Genomic DNA, 19852 nt, shown 5'->3' on the forward strand with positions numbered 1-19852 from the left:
CCAGGGCTGAAAAAGCGGTGAACTCGAGAACCAAGAACTAGTAACGGCGTCGCGTGCGATCGATCCCTGCCAAGATGCCGGTAATGACGCTAAAGAGAATCAAAATCCACAAGACTGCTCCCGGCATGAAGCTCAAAAGCTTGATGCCCCGCAGCACCCAGACGATCAGCGTACTGCTGAGGGCGATCAAAAAAACGATAGTGGTAGGTCTCAGTTTCACGGTCAAAGGGGTAGTAGACGGTGGTCAGGGCCTGGGGACATGGGGGTGGAATGCTCATTGGGCCAAAGGGCGGGCCTAGGGGCGATCGCAGACTTGAGGAAAGGCGTGGTCCATGGGGCAGTGCCCGAATATCAGGAAATTCTGAGGGAAGGCGCGGGCGATCGCCTTTAGGGTTTTGGTGGCAATGTTAACTGAATCTTCATTGACCATTCGCCCCTTTTTTAGCCAACCCTCGCTAAGGTTTGGAAGGAATGCCGGAACCTCGCTCCATCACGCAGACTCAAACCTAGGGTTAATACGGATGTCGTTACCTGTGGTTTTCAATTGTCTTGGATTATTAGATGTCACTGCATGGGCCCAACCTTTTCGCTTCAGTTGCCCAGCCTTTGAGCCTTTTGCTTGACCCTGATGGATCCTGCTTCTCCAGCATCCCAATTCCTTCTCCTCAGGCTTTTCACCATGGTAGTTTCTACGCCCAGTTTCTTTGATGCCTTTGCCCACTGGAATGTCAGCGCAGGGCAGCAGAGCGCAGTCCACCGGGGCGAGATTTTGCTCCATCCCCAAGTGCACCCCAGCGGCGGCGGCTCAGCGACCGCCCAGATGTATCTGCCGATGGCCCGCGACCTTGCTTGGAGCCAGCTCACCAACTACTCTCGCTGGGTTCACTATTTCACCGACATCACCAACAGCCGCCTGCTCGCCGTCGATGCCGACAATCCAGCCTGCAAGCGCATCTACCAAATGGCGCGCAAGGCGTTTCTCTTTTTGACCGCCGAGGTCGAAATCTATCTGCGCGTCACAGAGCGATCGCAGCAAAAAATCGAGTTTCGCCTAGAGCGCGGCAACTTTGTTGATTTTTCGGCAGACCTTTATCTGCAAGACTGGCAAGCGGGCACGCTGATGACCTACAGCGTCTGCGCAACGCCGTCGATTCCGGTCCCGTCCTTCGTGGTGCAGCAGGCGCTCCAGCTCGAGCTGCCCGCCAACATGCGCAACATGCGGCGGACCCTGTGTCCTGGCTCCTAGCCAAGACCCCAACCCTTGAGCCCTCTCAAACTATTTGTCTCATGCGAAAACCCCGCCCTGTATGAGGTGCGGGGTTTTGTTTTGCCCAATGGCAAAAATTGCCAGAGCCAGTCTAGGAAAGGCGCGATCGCTAGTTTTGCGAAGACTCCTGGACGGCTTCTGCTGCCTTCTCGGGGGCGCTGGCGTCCAGGGCGATCGCCTCACCCGCCGCACTGTCGAGAGCAGGCGCCGTTTCAGGCTTCGCCTTCTCTCCCGTTTGGAACGCCACTCGCAAGAAGGGCGGCGCCAAAAACGTCGTCGCAATCACCATCACAATAATGGCGGCGTCCAGCGACTCCGACAGCACGCCGCTGGCCGCGCCGACCCCAGCAAACACCAGACCCACTTCGCCCCGGGGAATCATGCCCACCCCGACGGCCAAGCGGTTGACCTTCTCTTTCCCAAAGGCTCCGACCCCGGCGCAGATTTTGCCGATGATGGCCACCACCACCAAAAAGCTGGCAATGATCAGGCCTTCGCGGTTCGCGGGCACCGCCGGATTGAGGACATTCAGGTCCGTCTTGGCACCGACCGACACAAAAAAGACCGGCACCAAGATGTCGGCCACGGGAATCACTTGCTCTTCGAGTTCATGACGCTTCTCGGTCTCCGCCAAGATCAGGCCCGCCGCAAAGGCACCCAAAATCGCCTCTAGGTTAATGGCCGCAGCGATGTAGGCCAGCGCAAAGGCAAAGATCAAGGCGCTCAGCAGCAGCTGGCCCCGCGTCTTCAGCTTGTTGACTAGCGCGACAAACAGCGGGCTCAGCAGTCGACCCACCAAAATGGCGCCGATCAAAAAGACCCCAGCGCTGACAATCAGCCAAATAACATTGCTGACTTCGATTTCGCCCGTTTTGGCCAGGCTCGCCACCACCGCCAGGATCACAATCCCTAGGACATCATCCAAGACAGCGGCGCCAATGATGATTTGGCCCTCGCGAGAACTCAGCTGCTGGATTTCGGCGAGGACCTTGGCCGTGATGCCGATGCTGGTCGCCGTGAGGGCGGCCCCAGCGAAAATTGCGGCAACCGTGGGCACGTTGAACAGATAAATCAGGCCGACGGTACCGGCGACAAACGGGATGGTGACCCCAATCACGGCCACGACGGCAGCCTGGGGGCCAACCCGAATCAGCTCTTTGAGGTCAGACTCAAGACCGATTTCGAAAAGCAGAATAATGACCCCGAGCTCAGCAAGGACTGAGATAACTTCGCTTTGGGCCTGGAAAACTCCCTCTGCGGCCTCTGGCGTGAGTCCTGCGGTCGCTTGCAGGAAAGACATGATGAGGGAACTGCTGCTGTCGGCGCCTCCTTCGGGAAACACCAGCAGGTTAAGGGCTGAAACCCCCACCACGACCCCGCCAACGAGTTCTCCCAAAACAGGAGGCAGATCGATGCGAGCACACAGCTCTCCGCCGAGCTTGCTGGCCAGATAGACCACCACTAAGCTGAGCAGGACCCCGGCTAGGATCATGGGGCCTGCTTCGGCAGAGGCGGTGGCGAGGAGCGGTGTGGGTAGAGGAAAATTTGGGACGAAGGACGTCACCCATGTAGTGGAATCGACCATCGGCTCCGCAGAAATCGTCTTTTCCACTGTACCGGTTTCTCGCCAGTCTCACATGGGTCTCAGGGATGGGTTGAGCCCAAGTAATAAAGTTAAAAATCCAGCCTCATAAAGCCTGGGCGATTTTGTGAGTGAGACTCAAGGGGCGGTCCAAGGATCGCAACTACAGAAAAACGCGGTGCTGGAGGGAGGGCATCTGGCGGCGCACTTGCTCGATGCGGCTGGGCTCGATGGAGGCGATCGCCACGCCCGGCTGGTCACCGGCGTCAGCCAAGATGGTGCCCCAGGGATCGATGATCAGGGCGTGGCCGTGGGACTGGCGCATGGTGTTGTGCTTGCCGGTCTGGGCGGGCGCGATCACGTAGCAGGTGTTCTCGATGGCCCGGGCCTGCAAGAGGATCTGCCAGTGGTCTTTGCCGGTGTAGGCGGTGAAGGCAGCCGGCACAAACAGGACTTCGGCGCCCATCTGGGAAAGGTGGCGATAGAGCTCTGGGAAACGGACGTCGTAGCAGACCGAGAGTCCTAGGTTGCCATAGTCTTTGCTGGGGGTGACGCTGGGCAGCTTGATACCGGCCAGGACGGCGGCGGATTCTTTGTAGGTGTTGCCGTCGGGGAGGTCCACGTCAAAGAGGTGCACCTTTTCGTAGCGGGCCAGTTCTTGGCCATCTGGACCGATGAGCAGGGCGCTGTTGTAGACTTTGCCGTTGCCCACGGGGATGGGGAAACCGCCGCCCAGCAGGGTGATTTGGTAGCGCTGGGCCATGGTTTTGAGGAATTTTTCGCTTTCCTGGGCGATCGCGTCTGCCTGGGCGACCTTGGCGGCTTCATCTCCGAGAAAGGAGAAGTTTTCGGGCAGGCCCACGACTTCTGCCCCCTGGCGCACTGCCAGATCAATTAGTTCTTCTGCCTGTGTCAGGTTTTTGGCCAGATCAGGCACGCTCGTCATTTGGACTGCTGCCGCCAGGTAGGACTTCATTGATAATTTCGCTCAAACGCTTGTGGGATAGGCTTCTCATTTTAGATCTTATTATGGGCTCTCCCACGGCGAATACAGGGGTTTGCGCTGGGCACAGCGATCGCCTCCTTTGCCCCTCAGGGCGTCTCTGGCGGATCGCTTCCCTGGCGATAGCCGTCGGGGTATACGGTCATAGAGTCCACGGCAGCCCCTGTCCAGTCGATGTTTTGGGCTCGAAACAGATTGGCGTTGGCCAAGATGGTCGCCTTCAGGGTCGCTTGATCGAGGTCGGCTCGCTGCAGGTCTGCGTCCTGGAGATTGGCGCCCTGGAGGTTGGCGCCGTAGAGGTCTGCGCCCTGGAGGTTGGCGCCCTGGAGGTTGGCCTGCTGCAAGCTGGCGTAGCGCAGGGTTGCTCGGCTCAAGTTGCTGCCACGCAGGTCCGCTCCGGCGAGATTGGCTTGGTAGAGCTGAGCATCGCTCATTTCGGCCCCTTGGAGCTTGGCCCCTTGGAGGTTGGCTTTGTTGAGGTTGGTGTACGGCAAATAGGTGGATCGCAAATCGCTGTTTTGCAGGCTAACGGCCTCTAGATTTGCGTTGAATAAATTGGCTTCTCTCAAGTCGATTTCATCGAAGTTTCGCTTTCCCTGAGCGTATTGCAGGAGGAAGTCGGTTGGACTAACTTTTTGCATTGTGATTTGTATGTGCTTCGCTGACAGCGTCAGTAGGTCAGCGAGTGCTCAAAAATAAACGAACGGTAAATGACTCTCTGAAAGGGTCCAAAACGAGGGCCTCAGGGGATGCTTTGAGCCAAGAGCACCTGCGTCGACAAGTCAGGGGTCTGAGCGGTATCCGGTCGGCTCGATAAACAAGGGGCGATCGCAATTTCCAGGCTCGAAACAGGCATCGACTTGGGGCAGCGCAATAGTCCTGTAATGTAAAATAATGTGTTGATAAAATAACGCTACTTAAACTTTCCTTTAGGGTTCGTTACTCCGATAGATAGGGAGACACGGCCCTCTCTGAGGGAATTTTGACCCTAAGATGGGGCGTTAAAGAGGCATGGGTTGATAAAGGCGATCGCAAGCCTGGAATCTTGACGGTATCCGGCCGCTCTAGCGCCTCAAATGACGGCAAGAGTGTCAAGATCGAGCTTGAGGTGAACCGTCTTCCAACCAGTCCTATGACAGAACTGCACGTCTCGATCGCCCAGCACTATCACGAACGGACCAAGTACGCTCCAGAAACCATTGCGTCCAAGGGCCGATCGCCAGATTGGGATCACCAGCCAACTCCGTTTAAGGACTACAAAATCGGGACGCAGATTGATCTCAAGGCCTTTTTGGATGAGCCGCCAGCGGGCGATCGCACTGCCCAGCAGTGGCACCGGCTGTCCAAGCTGCTCTACTGCACCTACGGCCTGACCGCCAAAGTCTCCCTGGGCGGCGACAAGAGCCTGTATCTGCGGACAGCGCCCTCTGCGGGAGGGCTCTACCCGGCAGAGGTGTATCTGGTGTCTCGCGGGACGGCGCTCCTTGCGCCGGGGCTGTACCACTACCAGCCCAAGACCCATGCTCTGGTGCATTTCTGGGATGACCACGTTTGGGGCGGTTTGCAGGGGGGATGTTTTTGGCATCCGGCCCTCGATAACGTGCCCCTGGCGATGGTGGTGACGGCGACTTTCTTCCGCTCAGCCTGGCGCTATCAGGACCGGGCCTACCGCCGCATTTGCCTGGATATTGGCCACCTGCTGGGCAATGTGGAGATGGCGGGAGCGCTGGCGGACTATCGGCCCCACCTGATTGGCGGCTTTGCGGATGAGTCGGTGGATGCGCTGCTCTACCTCAATCGGGAGCAAGAAGGGGCGATCGCCGTGATGGCCCTCGCCGACCTGCTGGACGTGCAGCAAAACCTGCCGCGCTTCCGGACCGCTCTGGCTTCGACCACCCAGCATGAGTATCCCGATGTGGTCGACGGAGAGCTGCTGCCCTATTTTCATCAGGCGACCCAGATTTCTCAGGAGACGCCCCCTGACACTCAGTGGCGGCTCGACCCCGAGGCCGAAGCGCGCAAGGACAAGTACAACTTTCCCTTTTGCACCAAGGTGTCCTCGGTGTCCGCGCCCATTGACTGGGGCGCCGGGCGATCGGGCCTAGACCAAACGCTGCTGCGCCGCCGATCGACCCGCAGCTACAGCGGCGCTGATGTCAGCCTCGAGGAGTTGCTGGCGCTGCTGGACTTTACCTATCAGCCGGAGCACTACCGCGATCAGGACTTTGATGGGGAGCCGGACTATTTCGCGATCCACCGCATCGAGACCTTTGTGGCGGTGTCTGGGGTGACGGATCTGGAGGAAGGCTGCTACTACTACGCGCCCAAGGCCCAGGAACTGCGTCAGATCCGGTTCAAGAATTTCCGGCGAGAGCTGCATTTCCTGTGTCTGGGTCAGGAGCTGGGGCGAGACGCGGCGGCGGTGGTCTTTCACACGGCGGACTTGCGTCAGGCAGTCTCTGAATACGGCGATCGCGCCTATCGCTATCTGCACATGGACGCCGGTCACTTGGGCCAGCGCCTCAACCTAGCAGCGATTTATCTGGGGCTGGGGGTGAGCGGCGTTGGCGGCTTCTTTGACGATCAGGTGAATGAAGTGCTGGGCATTCCGGAGGACGAGGCGGCCCTGTACGTGACGACCCTGGGCCGCCCCCGCGCCTAGAACGCTACTTGCCGATGCAGAACCGGCTGAAGATCTGGTCGAGCACAGACTCGGTCACTTCTTCGCCGGTGATTTCGCCGAGGGCCTGGATGGCGCCCCGCAGGTCAATGGTCCAAAAGTCCAGGGGGAGCTGCTGGGCGATCGCCTCCTGGACGTGGCGCAGGGCCGTTTCGGCCCGCAGGAGCGCCTCCGCCTGCCGCTGGTTGATCGCGATGTCCAGATTGGCGGCCTGGGTCGCGCCCGCGTGAATGGTGGCCAGGATGGCTTTTTCTAGGTCTTCGATGCCCTGCTGCTGGGCGGCGGCAGTGTGCACCACGGTGGCGATCGCCGCTGGATAGGTCAGGGTCCCTGGGAAATCAGTCCCCAGATCGGGCCGCAGGTCCACCTTGTTGACGACCAAAATCAGCGATCGCTGCTGAATTACCTGGTAAATCGCCTCGTCATCGGCGGTCCAGCCCGCCTGGGCATCGATGGTGAACAGGACCAAATCGGCGGCGGCCGCGGCAGCCTGGGAGCGGGCGACGCCGATCTGCTCTACCTGGTCTTCGGTCTCGCGGATGCCAGCGGTGTCCAGGACCCGCACCGGGATGCCCCCGACCACCAGATAGGACTCGACCACGTCCCGCGTGGTCCCCGGCAGGTCGGTGACAATGGCGCGATCGCTGCGGCTCCAGGCATTGAGCAAGCTGGATTTGCCGACATTGGGCCGGCCCACGATGGCGACCTTGAGGCCGGTGCGCAGGAGTTCGCCGCGATCGGCGGTGGCCAAAATCTGTCGGGCCTCGGCGCTGACGGCCTGGAGCTGGCGCTGGATATACCCTTCATCTAGGGGCGGCAGATCGTCCTCAAAGTCAATGCGGGCCTCGATTTCGGCCAGCAGCGACAAACAGAGCGATCGCAGATGGCGGATCGGCTGGGCCAGCTTGCCCTGGAGGCCTGCGATCGCGCTTTGGGCTGCCTGGGGCGACTGAGCGCCCACCAAGTCTGCGATCCCCTCAGCCTGGGTCAAGTCCAGCCGCCCGTTGAGAAACGCCCGCAGCGTAAACTCGCCGGGCTCGGCAAGCCGCGCGCCAGCCTCCAGACAAAGCTGGAGCACCTGCTGCACCGCCATCATGCCGCCGTGGCAGTGAAACTCTGCCACATCTTCGCGAGTATAGGACCGAGGCCCCTGCATCAGCAGCAGCAGGGCCTCATCCACCGTGGCCTGGGTGTCGGGATGGCGAACGAAGCCGTAGAGAATGCGATGGCTGTCCCAGGGCTGGCGGCCCGGAGCCTGAAAGATGCTGCGGGCGATCGCAAAAGCCTGGGGACCCGAAACCCGAACGATCCCCACGCTGCCTTGCTGGGGGACGACGGCGGTGGCGATCGCTGCAATGGTCGTGCCGAGACGGTCTGAAAAAGTAGCCATGCTGACTCAACGGTGAAAAGCTAGGACAAGGGCGCGATCCCAGGCGAGATTGTGATCCCCGGCGCGAGATACTACTGGGCAAAACCTGCCATCGATCTCCATAGTAGGAGTAGTCCTGTGCACCATCGCTGATTTCGGTTCCTGCATGTCTCACCCACGCCCCACCCCGGAAACGACCTCCTCCCGCGCCCCTTTGCCCATGACTCCTCCCCCTGATGCGCCTCGAATGGATAATCGGCGGGGGCCTCGCTGGCCAGTGCACCGCAGCCTGCGCTACTACTACTGGCGCTTTATTCGTCTACGTGGAACCCCAGAAGACATTGCGCGGGGAATGGCAGTGGGCGTCTTTGCGGGGTTCTATCCCCTCTTTGGGCTCCAGATTGCCATTGCGGTGGTGCTGGCGTCGCTCTGTCGCGGCAGTAAAATTGCGGCAGCGGCGTTTACGTGGGTCAGCAACCCGCTGACCTATTTGCCGATCTACGCGATGAATTTTCATCTGGGGCAGTGGATTTTGGGCTCCCAAAGCCAGAGCTTTACCCTAGATGACTTGCAGTCCCTAGACGGGATTTCCCAGCTCGGTCTGGAATTTACGGTGACGCTGTTTTTTGGATCGACGGTGGCGGCGCTGATCGCGGGGGCGATCGCCTATGTCGGGGGGCTGTGGCTGGTGCGATCGCTGCGCCACAAGCACGGTCGCTCTCCAGCCCATCGAGCGCGCAGACGCCACTCCCACCGCCTCTAAGCCAGGAGTTTTGCAGTCGATCGCAAAGGTTTGTGATGCCAGGGGGCTCCTCTCTGGAAATTGCCCGGCAGAGATCGCATCCTAGGGGCAGAACCCCCAACAAAGTGCGGTAAGCTATGCCCATTCTGCGGCCATGACCCAAAGGGTTAGCGTTGGGACACGCTAGGGCTCAGGGGAGTGCGCAGGCAAGCCGTTGCGAACATTGCGATCGCTTAAAGGCGGAGGTGAGAGCGGATGGATGAGGCGTTCTATCAGCGAGGCATCGAAAAGGCCGCAGCAGAAGATTTTCAGGCTGCGGTCCAAGAATTTAGTCGCGCCCTGCGGGTGCGGCCTGACTATGGAGCGGCCTACTATCAGCGGGGCCTGGCCCACTTCAATCTTGGGGAAATCGCTGCGGCGGTGGATGACTACACCCAGGCGATCGCCCACGGCTATGAAGGGGCTGAACCCTGGCTGCGCCGCGGCTTTGCCTATCTGACCCTAGACCAGCCTGAGGCAGCGATCGCGGACGCAGAGCAGGCCCTGAGCTGTCAGCCTTCCTTGGCGGCAGCCCACAGCCTGTGCGGCACAGCCCATCGCCGCCTCGACCAGACATCCCAGGCGATCGCCTGCTGGAAACAGGCCGCTCAGCTCTACTTGGACCAAAAAGACGCAGCCAACGCCCGCCGCTGTATCGCCTGGATCGAAGCGATCGCTGGCCCGCCGCCGGTTCCAGTCCCGGCTCCTGAAGCGCCTTCCCTCAGTCCCCTCCAGTCCCCCCAGGCTTTTCTGGAGCAAGCCATCGAAAAAAGTCGCCAGGGGGATGTGCGAGGGGCGATCGCCGACTTTGACTGGCTACTGCAAATTAACAGCCAAGACCCCCAGGTCTATCGCCATCGCGGCGTGGCCCGCAGCAAGATCGGAGACTATCAAGGCGCGATTTCAGACCTCAATCAGGCCCTCAAGCTCAGCCCCCAAAGCGCCCCCACCTACTACAGCCGCGGCGTCATCCGCTGCCAGCAAAAAGACTATCGGGGGGCGATCGCCGATTTTGATCGGGCTTTGGAGCTACAGCCCGGCTACGCTCCGGCCTACGTGGGGCGGGGGGTCGCTCACCAGGGCCTCGAAGATCACCGCGCAGCCCTCCAGGACTATGCCCAGGCCCTCCAGCTAGACGCCCAGGATGCCGAGGCCTACTTTAGCCGCGCCATCACCCACGCCAGCTACGGCGCCCATCAGGCCGCGATCGAAGATTACCAGCGGGCTGCGGCCCTGTGGTTCGAGCAAGAAGAATGGAAGCGCTACCAGCAGGCCCTCGATCGCGTGGACCAGCTCCGCCAGCAGCAAACCAGCCTCAAAGCGTCGCCTTCCGCCGCCCGCCCCGGCATGGTCTACGTTTCGGCCGCGGACTATCTCAATGAGCTGCGCCAGCACCTGCTGAACTTGGTCGGCGGGCACTGGGAAATCGCTGAACGGATGCTCGAGCAGGTCGCCGAGCGCTATCCCGGCATGCCAGAGGACTGGTATATTCTGCGCGTCATTGAAGAACTAGAGCGCGATCGCTCCTAGAAAAGCTCTCTGTCAAAGAGATCTTCTAGAAAAGCGATCGCGCTCCTTCAAGCCCCAGCTCAGAGCTGAGGCATAGGCTCAGATAACGTGAGCGGTATTACGAGGCGACTTTGGCCGTCGAGCGGCGACGCCGTCCCGGCTTGGGAGCACCGGCCTCAGGGCTCGGCATCAGGAAGACCAGCAGCGGATTGCTCTCTAGCTCGCGGCGAATGCAGCGCTGCACGCCACGCTCGAGCTGCACTTGCAGGCCAGCCCAGTCAATTTCCACCACTTCATCATCGTCAAAGCTGCGCGCATACTCCCGCCAGCGATCGTTCAGCGTCGACTCGATGGCCTCCTGCACCCGCTCCAAAAGGCGCGATCGCTCGATGGACGTCACTACCCCGTGGAGGTGCACCTCCGGCTTGCCAATCAGCTTCCCTTCAGGGCTTACGGCGGCCGCCACCGTCACAATGCCGTCATTGGCCAACTGCTGACGCTCTTTCAGCGTCCGGTCGTTGACAATGCCCGAGCGGGACGTATCCACCAGCTCGATACCCGAAGGCACGCGGCCGGCGACTCGAATGCCGTTCTCCGCGACCTCCACCACATCACCATTGTTGATGATCACCATGTTCTCGGCCGGGATGCCCATGCTCTGGGCCGTGGACGCGTGCTTCACCAGCATTCGGTGCTCACCGTGGACCGGCAAGAAGAACTTGGGTCGCGTCAGGCCGATCATCAGCTTTTGCTCTTCTTGGCAGCCGTGACCCGACACGTGGATGCCCTTGTCGCGCCCGTAAATCACGTTCGCGCCCTGCATCATCAGCTTGTCGATGGTGTTGACCACCGCGATCGTGTTGCCCGGAATCGGGTTGGCCGAGAAGACCACCGTATCCCCTTTGCGCACCTTGACCTGGCGGTGTTCGCAGTTGGCAATCCGGGTCATCGCCGCCAGCGGCTCGCCCTGAGAGCCCGTCGTCAAGATCAAGACATTCTCATCGGGCACCTTTTGCAGGACGTGGAGCGGCTGCAGCAGCTCGTCATCGCACTTGATGTAGCCCAGGGTGCGGGCTTGGGCGATCACGTTCAGCATCGAGCGTCCCAGCACCGAGACCACGCGGCCGTGCTTTTTCGCCAGATCCAAGATCATGTTGACCCGGTGGACCGACGACGCAAAGGTCGTGACGATCAGGCGGCCCTGGGCTTGGGAGAAGACGCGATCGAGGTTGGGGTACACCGATCGCTCCGACGGCGTATAGCCGGGGATTTCAGAGTTGGTCGAGTCGCTAATCAGGCACAGCACGCCTTTTTCGCCGTACTCCGCCATCCGCTGAAAGTCGAAGAACTCGCCATCTACTGGCGTGTGGTCGATCTTGAAGTCGCCGGTGTGGATCACGATGCCAGCGGGGGTGTGAATCGCCACCGAGAAGCTATCGGCGATGGAGTGGGTGTTGCGAATGAACTCCACCAAGAAATATTTGCCTACGCGCACCATCTCCCGCGGGCGAACGGGACGCAGTTCGGTGCGATCGGCCACGCCCGCTTCTTCGAGCTTGCCCTGGAGCAGGGACATGGCGAGGCGGGGGCCGTAGATGACGGGGATGTCGATCTGCTTGAGGTGAAAGGGAATGCCGCCGATGTGGTCTTCGTGACCGTGGGTGACAATCATGCCCTTGATTTTGTGCCGATTTTCCCGCAGGTAGGTCATGTCGGGCAGCACGATGTTGACGCCGTGCATGCCGTCGGTCGGGAAGGCTAGCCCTGCGTCGAGAAGCATAATTTCGTCATTGATCTCGAAGACGCAGGTGTTTTTGCCAATTTCGTGCAGTCCTCCGAGGGGAATGACTTTCAGCGCGGGGGTCGCGTCAGTTTTGCTCATGCGGGGTCCTTTCGGGTGTTTGGTACTCAAAGCGTTTGAAATGTAGAAGGGTTAAAGACAAATTTCAGAGGAAAAATTTGTTTCTCGTAGCAGCTGCTGTCACCAGATTTTGAAAGTAGAAAAATGGCCTCTAGCTATAGCAAAGGGATTCCCATGCAACGAAGGGCGGCAATGGGGCTAGGGGGAACCGAGGGTCAGGCGTGAGGAGGTTCTGGGCTGGTGCAGACGGGCGATCGCGACAGGGTTGGAAGTTAGGGCACCAGGGCCTGCGTCGAGGGACTCAGCGAAAACCAGAAGAAAACCGTGACAGACACAGCCTATTTAGTTGTCGAAAAACTGGAGCTTTAGGAAGCCTAGGGCAGTAAGGCAAGCTCGCCCATGGCCTCTTGGAGAGGGGCTAGCAGGGACTCAGGAAGATCGCAAAGGGGCGATCGCGTCGTGCCAACCTCCCAGCCTTGCAGCCGCAGGGCCGCCTTGACCGGAATGGGATTTGTCGTTGCAAACAGCGCCTTGAACAGAGGAAACAGGCTGATGTGGATGTCCGTGGCTGCCTGAGGTTGACCCGCAAAGAAAGCCTGAATCATGGCTTTCATCTGGGGGCCGACGACGTGGCTGGCCACGCTGATCACCCCGGTCGCACCCACGGCCAACATGGGCAAGGTCAACGAGTCATCACCCGAATAGATGATGAACTCAGGCGGCGTCAGGCGGCGGATCTGGCTCACTTGATCCAGATTGCCACTCGCTTCCTTGACCGCGACGATGTTAGGAATTTCGGCAAGGCGGGCAACGGTCTCTGGCAACAGATTCTGTCCGGTACGACCGGGGACGTTGTACAGAATAATTGGCAGCTCAGGCGCGGCTGTCGCGATCGCCCGATAGTGCTGATAGAGACCTTCCTGGGGTGGCTTGTTGTAGTACGGTACAACTTGCAAAGAGCCATCTAGACCCAGCTTGGCGGCTTTTTCAGTGGCCTCCATGGCTTCACGGGTCGAGTTGGAGCCGGTTCCTGCTACCACTTTAGCGCGCCCAGCCACTGCTTGCTGAACCACGCGGAAAAGATCGTACTCCTCAGCCCAAGTCAGCGTCGGAGATTCCCCTGTCGTGCCACAGACGACCAGCGTGTCCGTACCGTGATCCGCCAGGTGAGCAGCCAGCTTCTCGGCCACCTCATAGTTGACCGATCCATCTTCCTTAAACGGCGTAATCATCGCCGTCAGCACTTGTCCGAAATCTACCACACGCTGTGAACTCCCAATCTTGGTAACCAATCCGTTCTGACGAAATCTTGGCAAGAGGACTGACTTTGGGCCTCGCAAAGGAATAGGCCCAAAGGCTTGCTACTGAGCGATCGCGGCAGTCGGCTTCAAAAGATTTTTGTGGACTAGCAGCTCCGCAATCTGCACAGCATTCAGCGCCGCGCCTTTGCGAATTTGGTCCCCGCAGAGCCACAGCTCTAGGCCGCAAGGGTGAGACAAGTCCTGACGAATGCGACCCACCAGCACATCATCCTGGCCGCTAGCATCAATCGGCATCGGGAAATAGTTGGCTTGCCAGTCTTCGACGAGCTTCACCCCAGGAGCTTGCTTCAGCGCTTCTCGGGCCGCTTCCGGACTAAAGGGCTGGGCAAACTCCAAATTGATCGCCTCTGAGTGGGCTCGCAGCACCGGCACGCGCACGCAGGTGGCCGTTACCCGCAGATCCGGCACTCCGAAAATCTTGCGAGTCTCATTGACCATCTTGAGCTCTTCTTCGCAGTAGCCCTGATCGGTGAGCGCAGAATTGTGGGGAAACAAGTTGAACGCCAAAGGATAGGGGAATGCCTCTGTCTTAGGCGTTTCACCCGCCAAAATCGCTTGGGCCTGCTGCTTGACCTCTTCCATGGCCCGAGCGCCCGCGCCGCTGGCCGACTGGTAGGTCGCCGCCACGATTCGCTGAATCGGCTGAATCTGGTGGAGCGGCCAGATCGCCACCGACATCAGGATCGTCGTGCAGTTGGGGTTGGCGATGATACCCCGATGCTGGGCAGCGGCCTCTGGGTTGACCTCCGGCACGATCAGGGGGACCTGGGGGTCCATCCGGAAGGCGCTGGAGTTGTCAATGACCACTGCACCCGCCTCAACGGCTTTGGGGGCCCACAGCTTCGAGGTAGAGCCACCTGCGGACGCCAAAACAATATCCACGCCTTCAAAGGCTGCTGCATCAGTGGCCGTCACCGGCAGCGCTTCTCCCTTGAAGGTCAAGGTTGTGCCCGCAGAGCGAGGAGAGGCAAGGAGCTTGAGGTTTGAGAGGGGAAAGTTGCGGCTCTCTAGCAGGGCGAGCAGCTCAGTGCCGACTGCACCGGTTGCACCCAAGATGGCGACGCTATAGGTTCGATCCAAGCTGATTTTCTCCTCCCCGTTGGGGTTTTAGGTCAGTAAACAAAAGGTTTAGTGGCAGTTTGCAGAAGAGCTTTTGTACAAGTTTCTTGATATTGGCTGAGGGTATCAGTATCTAAGTAAAATTTTGAATAATGATATCGCTAGTTCGCCACTCGTCTTCGACTAGCTAGACCTTAGTTTATGACGAGTCGGTGGCCTGAAGGCCGCGATGGGCAATTTATAGCCAAGCTCCATCTTAACCCGAACTTTTTCTCTGGTTTCCCTAGCCTGCCCAAATTTATGCCAGAGGTATCAGGGAGGTGCTAGGCTAGCTTACTGTTCAGAGTTTGGTCAATGGCGATCGCCAGAGGGGCCAATCCCTTCAGCAACCGTGTTGGAAGCGCCGTCACAGTGGGTTTTCACGAGCTACTGTCATTCCATAGAGCGCGATGCTTCACCAGGGGTCAGCTTCAGCCTCCTCTCTCATCGAGTTGGGGTCCCAACTCTAGAATTTGGGAGACCTCAGGGACTTATTGCCTGTTGTCCTCGTCCAAGTCCCAAACCTAAGTCTGCGTGGGGTAGGAGCGGACCCACAAAAGCTGTTGCGAACTTCTGTAGCATAGCTCCAGAAGAATGCTGAACGGCAACGCGGTTGGGGCCTCGACCCATGGGTAGCGCGATCGCACTATCAGGCAATGCCTGCGATCGCGCCTTGAACCCAAAATCCTCGCCCGCTCTGGGTTAGGGAGTCCGTCAATTACTAGTCATCTGAAAGATTTAAGAGAGCCGATGAAAGTCACCCAGGAGAAACTTCCCGCCAGCCAAATTGGCTTGGAAATCGAAATTTCGCCCGACATGTCCAAGCAAGTTTACGAGCGGGTTGTCCAAAGATTTATCCGTGAGGCCAACATTCCTGGGTTTCGGAAAGGAAAGGTGCCTCGCCACATTCTGGTTCAGCGCCTTGGGACCCTGCGCCTCAAGGCGACGGCCCTAGAAGATCTGGTGCAAGACAGTCTGAAAGCGGCCCTCAAGCAAGAGAACATCGAAGCCATCGGCAACTACCAGCTGCGATCGTCCTTTGATGAGCTGCTTGAGCAGTACGAGCCCGGCAAAGCCCTGACTTTCTCGGCAGCGGTTGATGTCCAGCCCGAAGTCACCCTCAAAACCTACACGGGTCTGACCCTGCAAGCAGAAGAAGTGACCTACGACGCAGGCCGGGTGGATACTGTCCTAGAGGACTACCGCAAGCGTATGGCCACCTTAGTGCCAGTAGAAGGCCGCCCCGCTCAATCGGGCGATGTGGCTGTCGTAGACTACGCCGGTCGCTACAAGAACGACGCGGGTGAATTTGAAGAGGTCCCGGGCGGAACGGCCCAAGACTTCCAGGTTGACCTCGGAGAAGGCCGCTTCATTGAAGGCTTCATCGACGGCATTGTCGGCATGAGCGCTGGGGAAACCAAGGAAATTGACGTGAAGTTCCCCGCCGACTACCCCCAAGAAACCATTGCGGGTCGGGACGCCCAGTTCACGGTCACCCTCAAAGAAGTCAAAGAGAAAGAGCTGCCTGAACTGGACGATGACTTCGCCCAGGATGTCAGCGAGTTCGAGACCCTGGCAGAGCTGCGCGAGTCCCTCGAAAAGCGCTACCGCGAGGAAGCTGAGAAGAAGACGCGCGGCAACAAGGAGCAAGCGGTGCTCAATGCTCTTGTGGAGTGCGTCGAAGCTGAGCTGCCGGAGACCTTGATCCTGCGGGAAGTGGACTACATGCTCACCCAGACCGCCATGCAGCTGAGCAATCAGGGCATGGACATCAAGCAGCTGTTCAACCAAGATACGATTCCGCAACTGCGCGATCGCTCTCGTCCGGAGGCCGTTCTGCGCCTCAAGCGGACCCTGGCCCTCGGCGAAGTCGCCAAGAAAGAGTCCATCGAGATCGAGGCGACCGCCGTTGATGCCCGTGTCCAAGAAGTGCTCGAGCAGTACAAAGGTCAAGCTCAAGAAATTGACGTTGACCAGCTGCGGGCCGTCACCGAAGAGGACATGCTCAAGGAAAAAATCCTCACCTGGCTGATCGAGCAGTCCACGGTGGAGCTCGTCCCCGAAGGAACCCTCAGCAAGGCTGCGGCGGAAGAGGCAGAAGCGTCTTCTGAGACTGAAGAAACCCCGGCAGAGTAATCTTGCCCTTTAGGCCCAGTTATCGCTTTGCGAGACTGGGCCTAAATGCTTCTGGACCCAACGTTAAGAATTTTGAAAAGAGTGTGCGTGGGCGATCGCAAACTTCCTTCCAAAATCTTGTCGCGATCGCCCCTAATCCGTACGCCAACGTGCCAAGAGGATTTTGATACCCTCTGCCGACGGTCTCAAAGCAGTTAGGGCATAATGGTTGCAGAGAGGGTATAAATGCCCTACCGTGGCCTAGACAGTGTCTTCACTCGGCATTGCAGCGGGCTGATTGCTCATCTATCGTGACCCCTATGTTGGAATCTCAATCATCCCAATACGCGATCTCAAGCCTTCAAGCCCACAACATCTATGCCGGACCGAGCAATATCGTTCCCATGGTGGTGGAGCAGTCCGGTCGGGGTGAAAGAGCCTTTGATATTTACTCCCGCCTCCTGCGCGAACGCATCATCTTCTTGGGCACGCCCGTAGATGACGCTGTTGCCGACTCTATCGTTGCGCAGCTGCTCTTTCTAGAAGCGGACGACCCCGAAAAAGACATCCAGATCTACATCAACTCCCCCGGTGGATCGGTCACGGCAGGCATGGCAATCTACGACACCATGCAGCAAGTGCGCCCCGACGTCGTTACCATTTGCTTCGGTTTGGCTGCTAGCATGGGAGCGTTTCTGCTAGCCAGCGGTGCCCGGGGCAAACGCCTGTCCTTGCCCAACTCTCGAATCATGATTCACCAGCCCCTTGGGGGAGCCCAGGGACAAGCCGTGGACATCGAGATCCAGGCGCGAGAAATCCTTTACCACAAGCGCAGACTCAACGAGCTGTTGTCCCATCACACCGGACAGCCCCTTGATAGACTCGAGGTAGATACCGAACGCGACTTCTTCATGTCTGCTGAAGAGGCTTGCAACTACGGCTTGATTGACCAAGTGATCTCTCGGCAAACTCTTCCGACTCCGGGAGAAAACGTTGCTCTAGCGCAGTAAGAGGCAGCTATGTCTAAGTACGACTCCCATTTGAAATGTTCCTTCTGCGGTAAGTCACAGGAACAAGTACGAAAACTCATTGCCGGTCCGGGAGTCTACATCTGCGACGAATGCGTCGATCTTTGTAATGAGATATTGGACGAGGAGCTGTTTGACTCTAGCGCAGCGGCTCCTCAGCCAGCGCCTCGTCGAGAACAGACCCCAGAGAAGCGCCACACGCGTTCTTCGAACCTGTCCCTCGGCCAGATGCCGAAGCCTCAAGAGATTAAGAAATATCTCGATGAGCACGTCATTGGTCAAGAATCGGCCAAAAAGATTCTTTCGGTCGCGGTCTACAACCACTACAAGCGACTCAGCTATATCCAAGGCAAGGGCAAGGGCGACTTTGACGACGCGGTAGAGCTGCAAAAGTCCAACATTTTGCTGATTGGCCCGACGGGCTGCGGCAAGACCCTGCTAGCCCAAACCCTCGCTGAGATCCTGGACGTGCCCTTTGCGGTCGCTGATGCGACGACTCTGACGGAGGCGGGCTACGTCGGCGAAGACGTTGAAAATATTCTGCTGCGGCTGCTGCAAGTGGCAGACCTAGATGTCGAAGAAGCCCAGCGCGGCATTATCTACATCGACGAAATTGACAAGATTGCGCGCAAGAGCGAAAACCCGTCGATCACACGGGACGTGTCTGGGGAAGGTGTGCAGCAGGCGCTGCTGAAGATGCTGGAAGGAACGGTGGCCAATGTGCCGCCCCAAGGCGGTCGCAAGCACCCCTACCAAGACTGCATCCAGATCGACACGAGCAATATTCTCTTTATCTGTGGCGGGGCGTTCGTGGGCCTCGAGAAGTCTGTCGAGCAGCGCATCGGCAAGAAGTCTATTGGTTTCGTGCAGCCCAATGATCCGATGTCGAAGGAGAAGCGGGCGGCGGATGTGCTCAAGCACCTAGAACCGGATGACTTGGTGAAGTTTGGCATGATTCCGGAGTTTATTGGCCGGGTGCCCATCGTGGCGGTGCTCGATCCGCTGGATGAAGACGCCTTGACGGAGATCCTGACGGAGCCGCGCAACGCGCTGGTGAAGCAGTATCAGAAGCTGCTAAAGATGGACAATGTGCAGCTGGAGTTTAAGCAGGAGGCTGTGCGGGCGATCGCCCAAGAGGCCTATCGCCGCAAGACCGGAGCGCGAGCCCTGCGAGGCATTGTCGAGGAGCTGATGCTGGATGTGATGTATGAGCTGCCGTCGCGCAAGGATGTGACGCGCTGCTTGATCACGCGGGAGATGGTGGAGAAGCGATCGACGGCTGAGCTGCTGATGCATCCATCCTCGCTGCCCAAGCCTGAGTCTGCCTGATGCCCTACGCTTCTATTTTCGGGGTCGAGCACTATTACGAGTGGGTGTGCGAGGCGGGAGACCAGCCCTCGGGTAAGCCGGTAATGGTGTTTCTGCATGGCTGGGGGGGCTCGCTGCGCTACTGGCAGAGCACGGCCCAGGCGATCGCCGATGAGTTTGACTGTCTGCTCTACGATTTGCGAGGCTTTGGCCGATCGCGCGGAGTTGTGACTCTGCCGGAAGCGGTGCCGCCCTACGAAGAGAGCGATCGCTACGCCCTCGAGAGCTACGCCCACGATTTGGCGGGCTTACTCGATCAGATGGGGCTCGAGCGGGTCTACCTCAACGCCCACTCCACCGGCGCGTCGATCGCCACGCTGTTTGTCAATCGCTATCCTGAGCGGGTTCACCGAGCCATCTTGACCTGTAGCGGCATCTTTGAGTACGACGAGCGCGCTTTCAAGGCTTTTCACAAGTTTGGCGGCTACGTGGTGAAGTTTCGCCCCCCCTGGCTGGCCAGACTCCCCTTCGCCAATCGTCTGTTTATGGCGCGCTTTTTGCGGCGCTCTCTGCCGGATGCGATCAGTCAGGCATTTCTGGAGGATTTCATTCAGGCGGACTATGACGCGGCCCTAAACACGATCTATACGGCGGTCAGCGAGCGGGCGGCTCTAGAAATGCCGCGCGAGTTTGCGGCTATAACGGTGCCGACCCTGCTGGTGGCGGGGGAGTACGACATCATTATCCCGGCGGAGATGGGGCGTCAGGCTGCTCAGCTGAGCGATCGCGTGGAGCTGGCGGTGATTCCGGAGACGGCTCATTTCCCGATGCTGGAGGATCCGGAGACCTATCTCCACCGGGTGCGAAGCTTTTTGGCAGCAGAGCAGCCTGCGACGTCCTCTCCGAGCTGATCGGCAGGGCTGGTCGCC

Annotated in this window: 17 protein-coding genes; 9 read left to right on the top strand and 8 right to left on the bottom strand. The window is 59.0% G+C overall.

Annotated features, from left to right (window positions below; translation table 11 throughout):
- Positions 1–37: 37 nt before the first annotated feature.
- Positions 38–220: a hypothetical protein gene (locus tag GEI7407_RS01470; protein WP_190274214.1), complete on the bottom strand. Its 183-nt coding sequence runs from the start codon at positions 218–220 to the stop codon at positions 38–40.
- A gap of 45 nt (positions 221–265) precedes the next feature.
- Here GEI7407_RS01470 and GEI7407_RS21750 point away from each other — a divergent pair, with 45 nt between their 5' ends.
- Together GEI7407_RS21750 and GEI7407_RS01475 are read left to right on the top strand one after the other, a co-directional pair.
- Positions 266–391, top strand: coding sequence for a hypothetical protein (locus GEI7407_RS21750; RefSeq protein WP_255347599.1), 126 nt, complete (start codon positions 266–268; stop codon positions 389–391).
- Between the two features lie 288 nt (positions 392–679).
- The gene (locus tag GEI7407_RS01475; protein WP_015170355.1) at positions 680–1246 is read left to right on the top strand and encodes a cyclase/dehydrase; all 567 of its coding nucleotides are present in this window, start codon (positions 680–682) and stop codon (positions 1244–1246) included.
- Between the two features lie 130 nt (positions 1247–1376).
- On the opposite strand, the gene GEI7407_RS01480 is transcribed toward GEI7407_RS01475, so the two are convergent.
- The 3 genes from GEI7407_RS01480 to GEI7407_RS01490 form a co-directional block, all read right to left on the bottom strand.
- Positions 1377–2852, bottom strand: coding sequence for a cation:proton antiporter (locus tag GEI7407_RS01480; protein ID WP_051030824.1), 1476 nt, complete (start codon positions 2850–2852; stop codon positions 1377–1379).
- A gap of 160 nt (positions 2853–3012) precedes the next feature.
- Positions 3013–3825 (bottom strand): carbon-nitrogen hydrolase family protein, encoded by an 813-nt coding sequence (locus GEI7407_RS01485; protein WP_015170357.1) that lies wholly within the window; start codon positions 3823–3825, stop codon positions 3013–3015.
- A gap of 116 nt (positions 3826–3941) precedes the next feature.
- Positions 3942–4493 (bottom strand): pentapeptide repeat-containing protein, encoded by a 552-nt coding sequence (locus GEI7407_RS01490; RefSeq protein WP_015170358.1) that lies wholly within the window; start codon positions 4491–4493, stop codon positions 3942–3944.
- Between the two features lie 491 nt (positions 4494–4984).
- On the opposite strand from GEI7407_RS01490, the gene GEI7407_RS01495 reads away from it, so the two are divergent.
- The gene (locus GEI7407_RS01495) at positions 4985–6514 is read left to right on the top strand and encodes a SagB/ThcOx family dehydrogenase (protein WP_015170359.1); all 1530 of its coding nucleotides are present in this window, start codon (positions 4985–4987) and stop codon (positions 6512–6514) included.
- A 4-nt stretch (positions 6515–6518) separates the two neighbouring features.
- Here GEI7407_RS01495 and mnmE read toward each other — a convergent pair whose 3' ends face one another.
- On the bottom strand, positions 6519–7922 hold the full coding sequence (mnmE, locus tag GEI7407_RS01500) for a tRNA uridine-5-carboxymethylaminomethyl(34) synthesis GTPase MnmE (protein WP_015170360.1): 1404 nt from the start codon (positions 7920–7922) through the stop codon (positions 6519–6521).
- 199 nt (positions 7923–8121) lie between these two features.
- Between mnmE and GEI7407_RS01505 the strand changes: the two genes are divergently transcribed.
- Together GEI7407_RS01505 and GEI7407_RS01510 are read left to right on the top strand one after the other, a co-directional pair.
- A complete protein-coding gene (locus GEI7407_RS01505) occupies positions 8122–8664 on the top strand; it encodes a DUF2062 domain-containing protein (protein ID WP_223294466.1) in 543 nt (180 codons plus the stop codon).
- Positions 8665–8898: 234 nt separating this feature from the next.
- Positions 8899–10212 carry a tetratricopeptide repeat protein gene (locus GEI7407_RS01510; RefSeq protein ID WP_015170362.1) on the top strand — a complete coding sequence of 438 codons (1314 nt, stop codon included), beginning with the start codon at positions 8899–8901 and terminating at the stop codon, positions 10210–10212.
- A gap of 97 nt (positions 10213–10309) precedes the next feature.
- On the opposite strand, the gene GEI7407_RS01515 is transcribed toward GEI7407_RS01510, so the two are convergent.
- The 3 genes from GEI7407_RS01515 to GEI7407_RS01525 form a co-directional block, all read right to left on the bottom strand.
- On the bottom strand, positions 10310–12073 hold the full coding sequence (locus GEI7407_RS01515) for a ribonuclease J (protein ID WP_015170363.1): 1764 nt from the start codon (positions 12071–12073) through the stop codon (positions 10310–10312).
- 353 nt (positions 12074–12426) lie between these two features.
- A complete protein-coding gene (gene dapA, locus GEI7407_RS01520) occupies positions 12427–13314 on the bottom strand; it encodes a 4-hydroxy-tetrahydrodipicolinate synthase (RefSeq protein ID WP_015170364.1) in 888 nt (295 codons plus the stop codon).
- 99 nt (positions 13315–13413) lie between these two features.
- Positions 13414–14454, bottom strand: a complete 1041-nt coding sequence (locus GEI7407_RS01525; RefSeq protein WP_015170365.1) for an aspartate-semialdehyde dehydrogenase — start codon at positions 14452–14454, stop codon at positions 13414–13416.
- A gap of 768 nt (positions 14455–15222) precedes the next feature.
- Between GEI7407_RS01525 and tig the strand changes: the two genes are divergently transcribed.
- From tig to GEI7407_RS01545, 4 genes are all read left to right on the top strand, one after another.
- Entirely contained in the window at positions 15223–16608 is a 1386-nt protein-coding gene (gene tig, locus GEI7407_RS01530; protein ID WP_015170366.1) for a trigger factor, read from the top strand.
- A 299-nt stretch (positions 16609–16907) separates the two neighbouring features.
- The gene (gene clpP / locus GEI7407_RS01535; RefSeq protein ID WP_015170367.1) at positions 16908–17597 is read left to right on the top strand and encodes an ATP-dependent Clp endopeptidase proteolytic subunit ClpP; all 690 of its coding nucleotides are present in this window, start codon (positions 16908–16910) and stop codon (positions 17595–17597) included.
- Positions 17598–17606: 9 nt separating this feature from the next.
- A complete protein-coding gene (gene clpX, locus GEI7407_RS01540) occupies positions 17607–18944 on the top strand; it encodes an ATP-dependent protease ATP-binding subunit ClpX (protein WP_015170368.1) in 1338 nt (445 codons plus the stop codon).
- Entirely contained in the window at positions 18944–19834 is an 891-nt protein-coding gene (locus tag GEI7407_RS01545) for an alpha/beta fold hydrolase (RefSeq protein WP_015170369.1), read from the top strand. Before clpX ends, GEI7407_RS01545 begins: the two co-directional genes overlap by 1 nt.
- Positions 19835–19852: the final 18 nt, after the last annotated feature.

The organism is Geitlerinema sp. PCC 7407, assembly GCF_000317045.1.
Classification (GTDB): Bacteria; Cyanobacteriota; Cyanobacteriia; order PCC-7407; family PCC-7407; genus PCC-7407.

What these genes read in the sequence shown, in the direction of transcription:
- GEI7407_RS01475 (WP_015170355.1), top strand. Translation starts at nt 680, where the DNA reads ATGGTAGTTTCTACGCCCAGTTTCTTTGATGCCTTTGCCCACTGGAAT.
- GEI7407_RS01480 (WP_051030824.1), bottom strand. Translation starts at nt 2,852, where the DNA reads ATGGTCGATTCCACTACATGGGTGACGTCCTTCGTCCCAAATTTTCCT.
- GEI7407_RS01485 (WP_015170357.1), bottom strand. Translation starts at nt 3,825, where the DNA reads ATGAAGTCCTACCTGGCGGCAGCAGTCCAAATGACGAGCGTGCCTGAT.
- GEI7407_RS01490 (WP_015170358.1), bottom strand. Translation starts at nt 4,493, where the DNA reads ATGCAAAAAGTTAGTCCAACCGACTTCCTCCTGCAATACGCTCAGGGA.
- GEI7407_RS01495 (WP_015170359.1), top strand. Translation starts at nt 4,985, where the DNA reads ATGACAGAACTGCACGTCTCGATCGCCCAGCACTATCACGAACGGACC.
- mnmE (WP_015170360.1), bottom strand. Translation starts at nt 7,922, where the DNA reads ATGGCTACTTTTTCAGACCGTCTCGGCACGACCATTGCAGCGATCGCC.
- GEI7407_RS01505 (WP_223294466.1), top strand. Translation starts at nt 8,122, where the DNA reads ATGACTCCTCCCCCTGATGCGCCTCGAATGGATAATCGGCGGGGGCCT.
- GEI7407_RS01510 (WP_015170362.1), top strand. Translation starts at nt 8,899, where the DNA reads ATGGATGAGGCGTTCTATCAGCGAGGCATCGAAAAGGCCGCAGCAGAA.
- GEI7407_RS01515 (WP_015170363.1), bottom strand. Translation starts at nt 12,073, where the DNA reads ATGAGCAAAACTGACGCGACCCCCGCGCTGAAAGTCATTCCCCTCGGA.
- tig (WP_015170366.1), top strand. Translation starts at nt 15,223, where the DNA reads ATGAAAGTCACCCAGGAGAAACTTCCCGCCAGCCAAATTGGCTTGGAA.
- clpP (WP_015170367.1), top strand. Translation starts at nt 16,908, where the DNA reads ATGTTGGAATCTCAATCATCCCAATACGCGATCTCAAGCCTTCAAGCC.
- clpX (WP_015170368.1), top strand. Translation starts at nt 17,607, where the DNA reads ATGTCTAAGTACGACTCCCATTTGAAATGTTCCTTCTGCGGTAAGTCA.
- GEI7407_RS01545 (WP_015170369.1), top strand. Translation starts at nt 18,944, where the DNA reads ATGCCCTACGCTTCTATTTTCGGGGTCGAGCACTATTACGAGTGGGTG.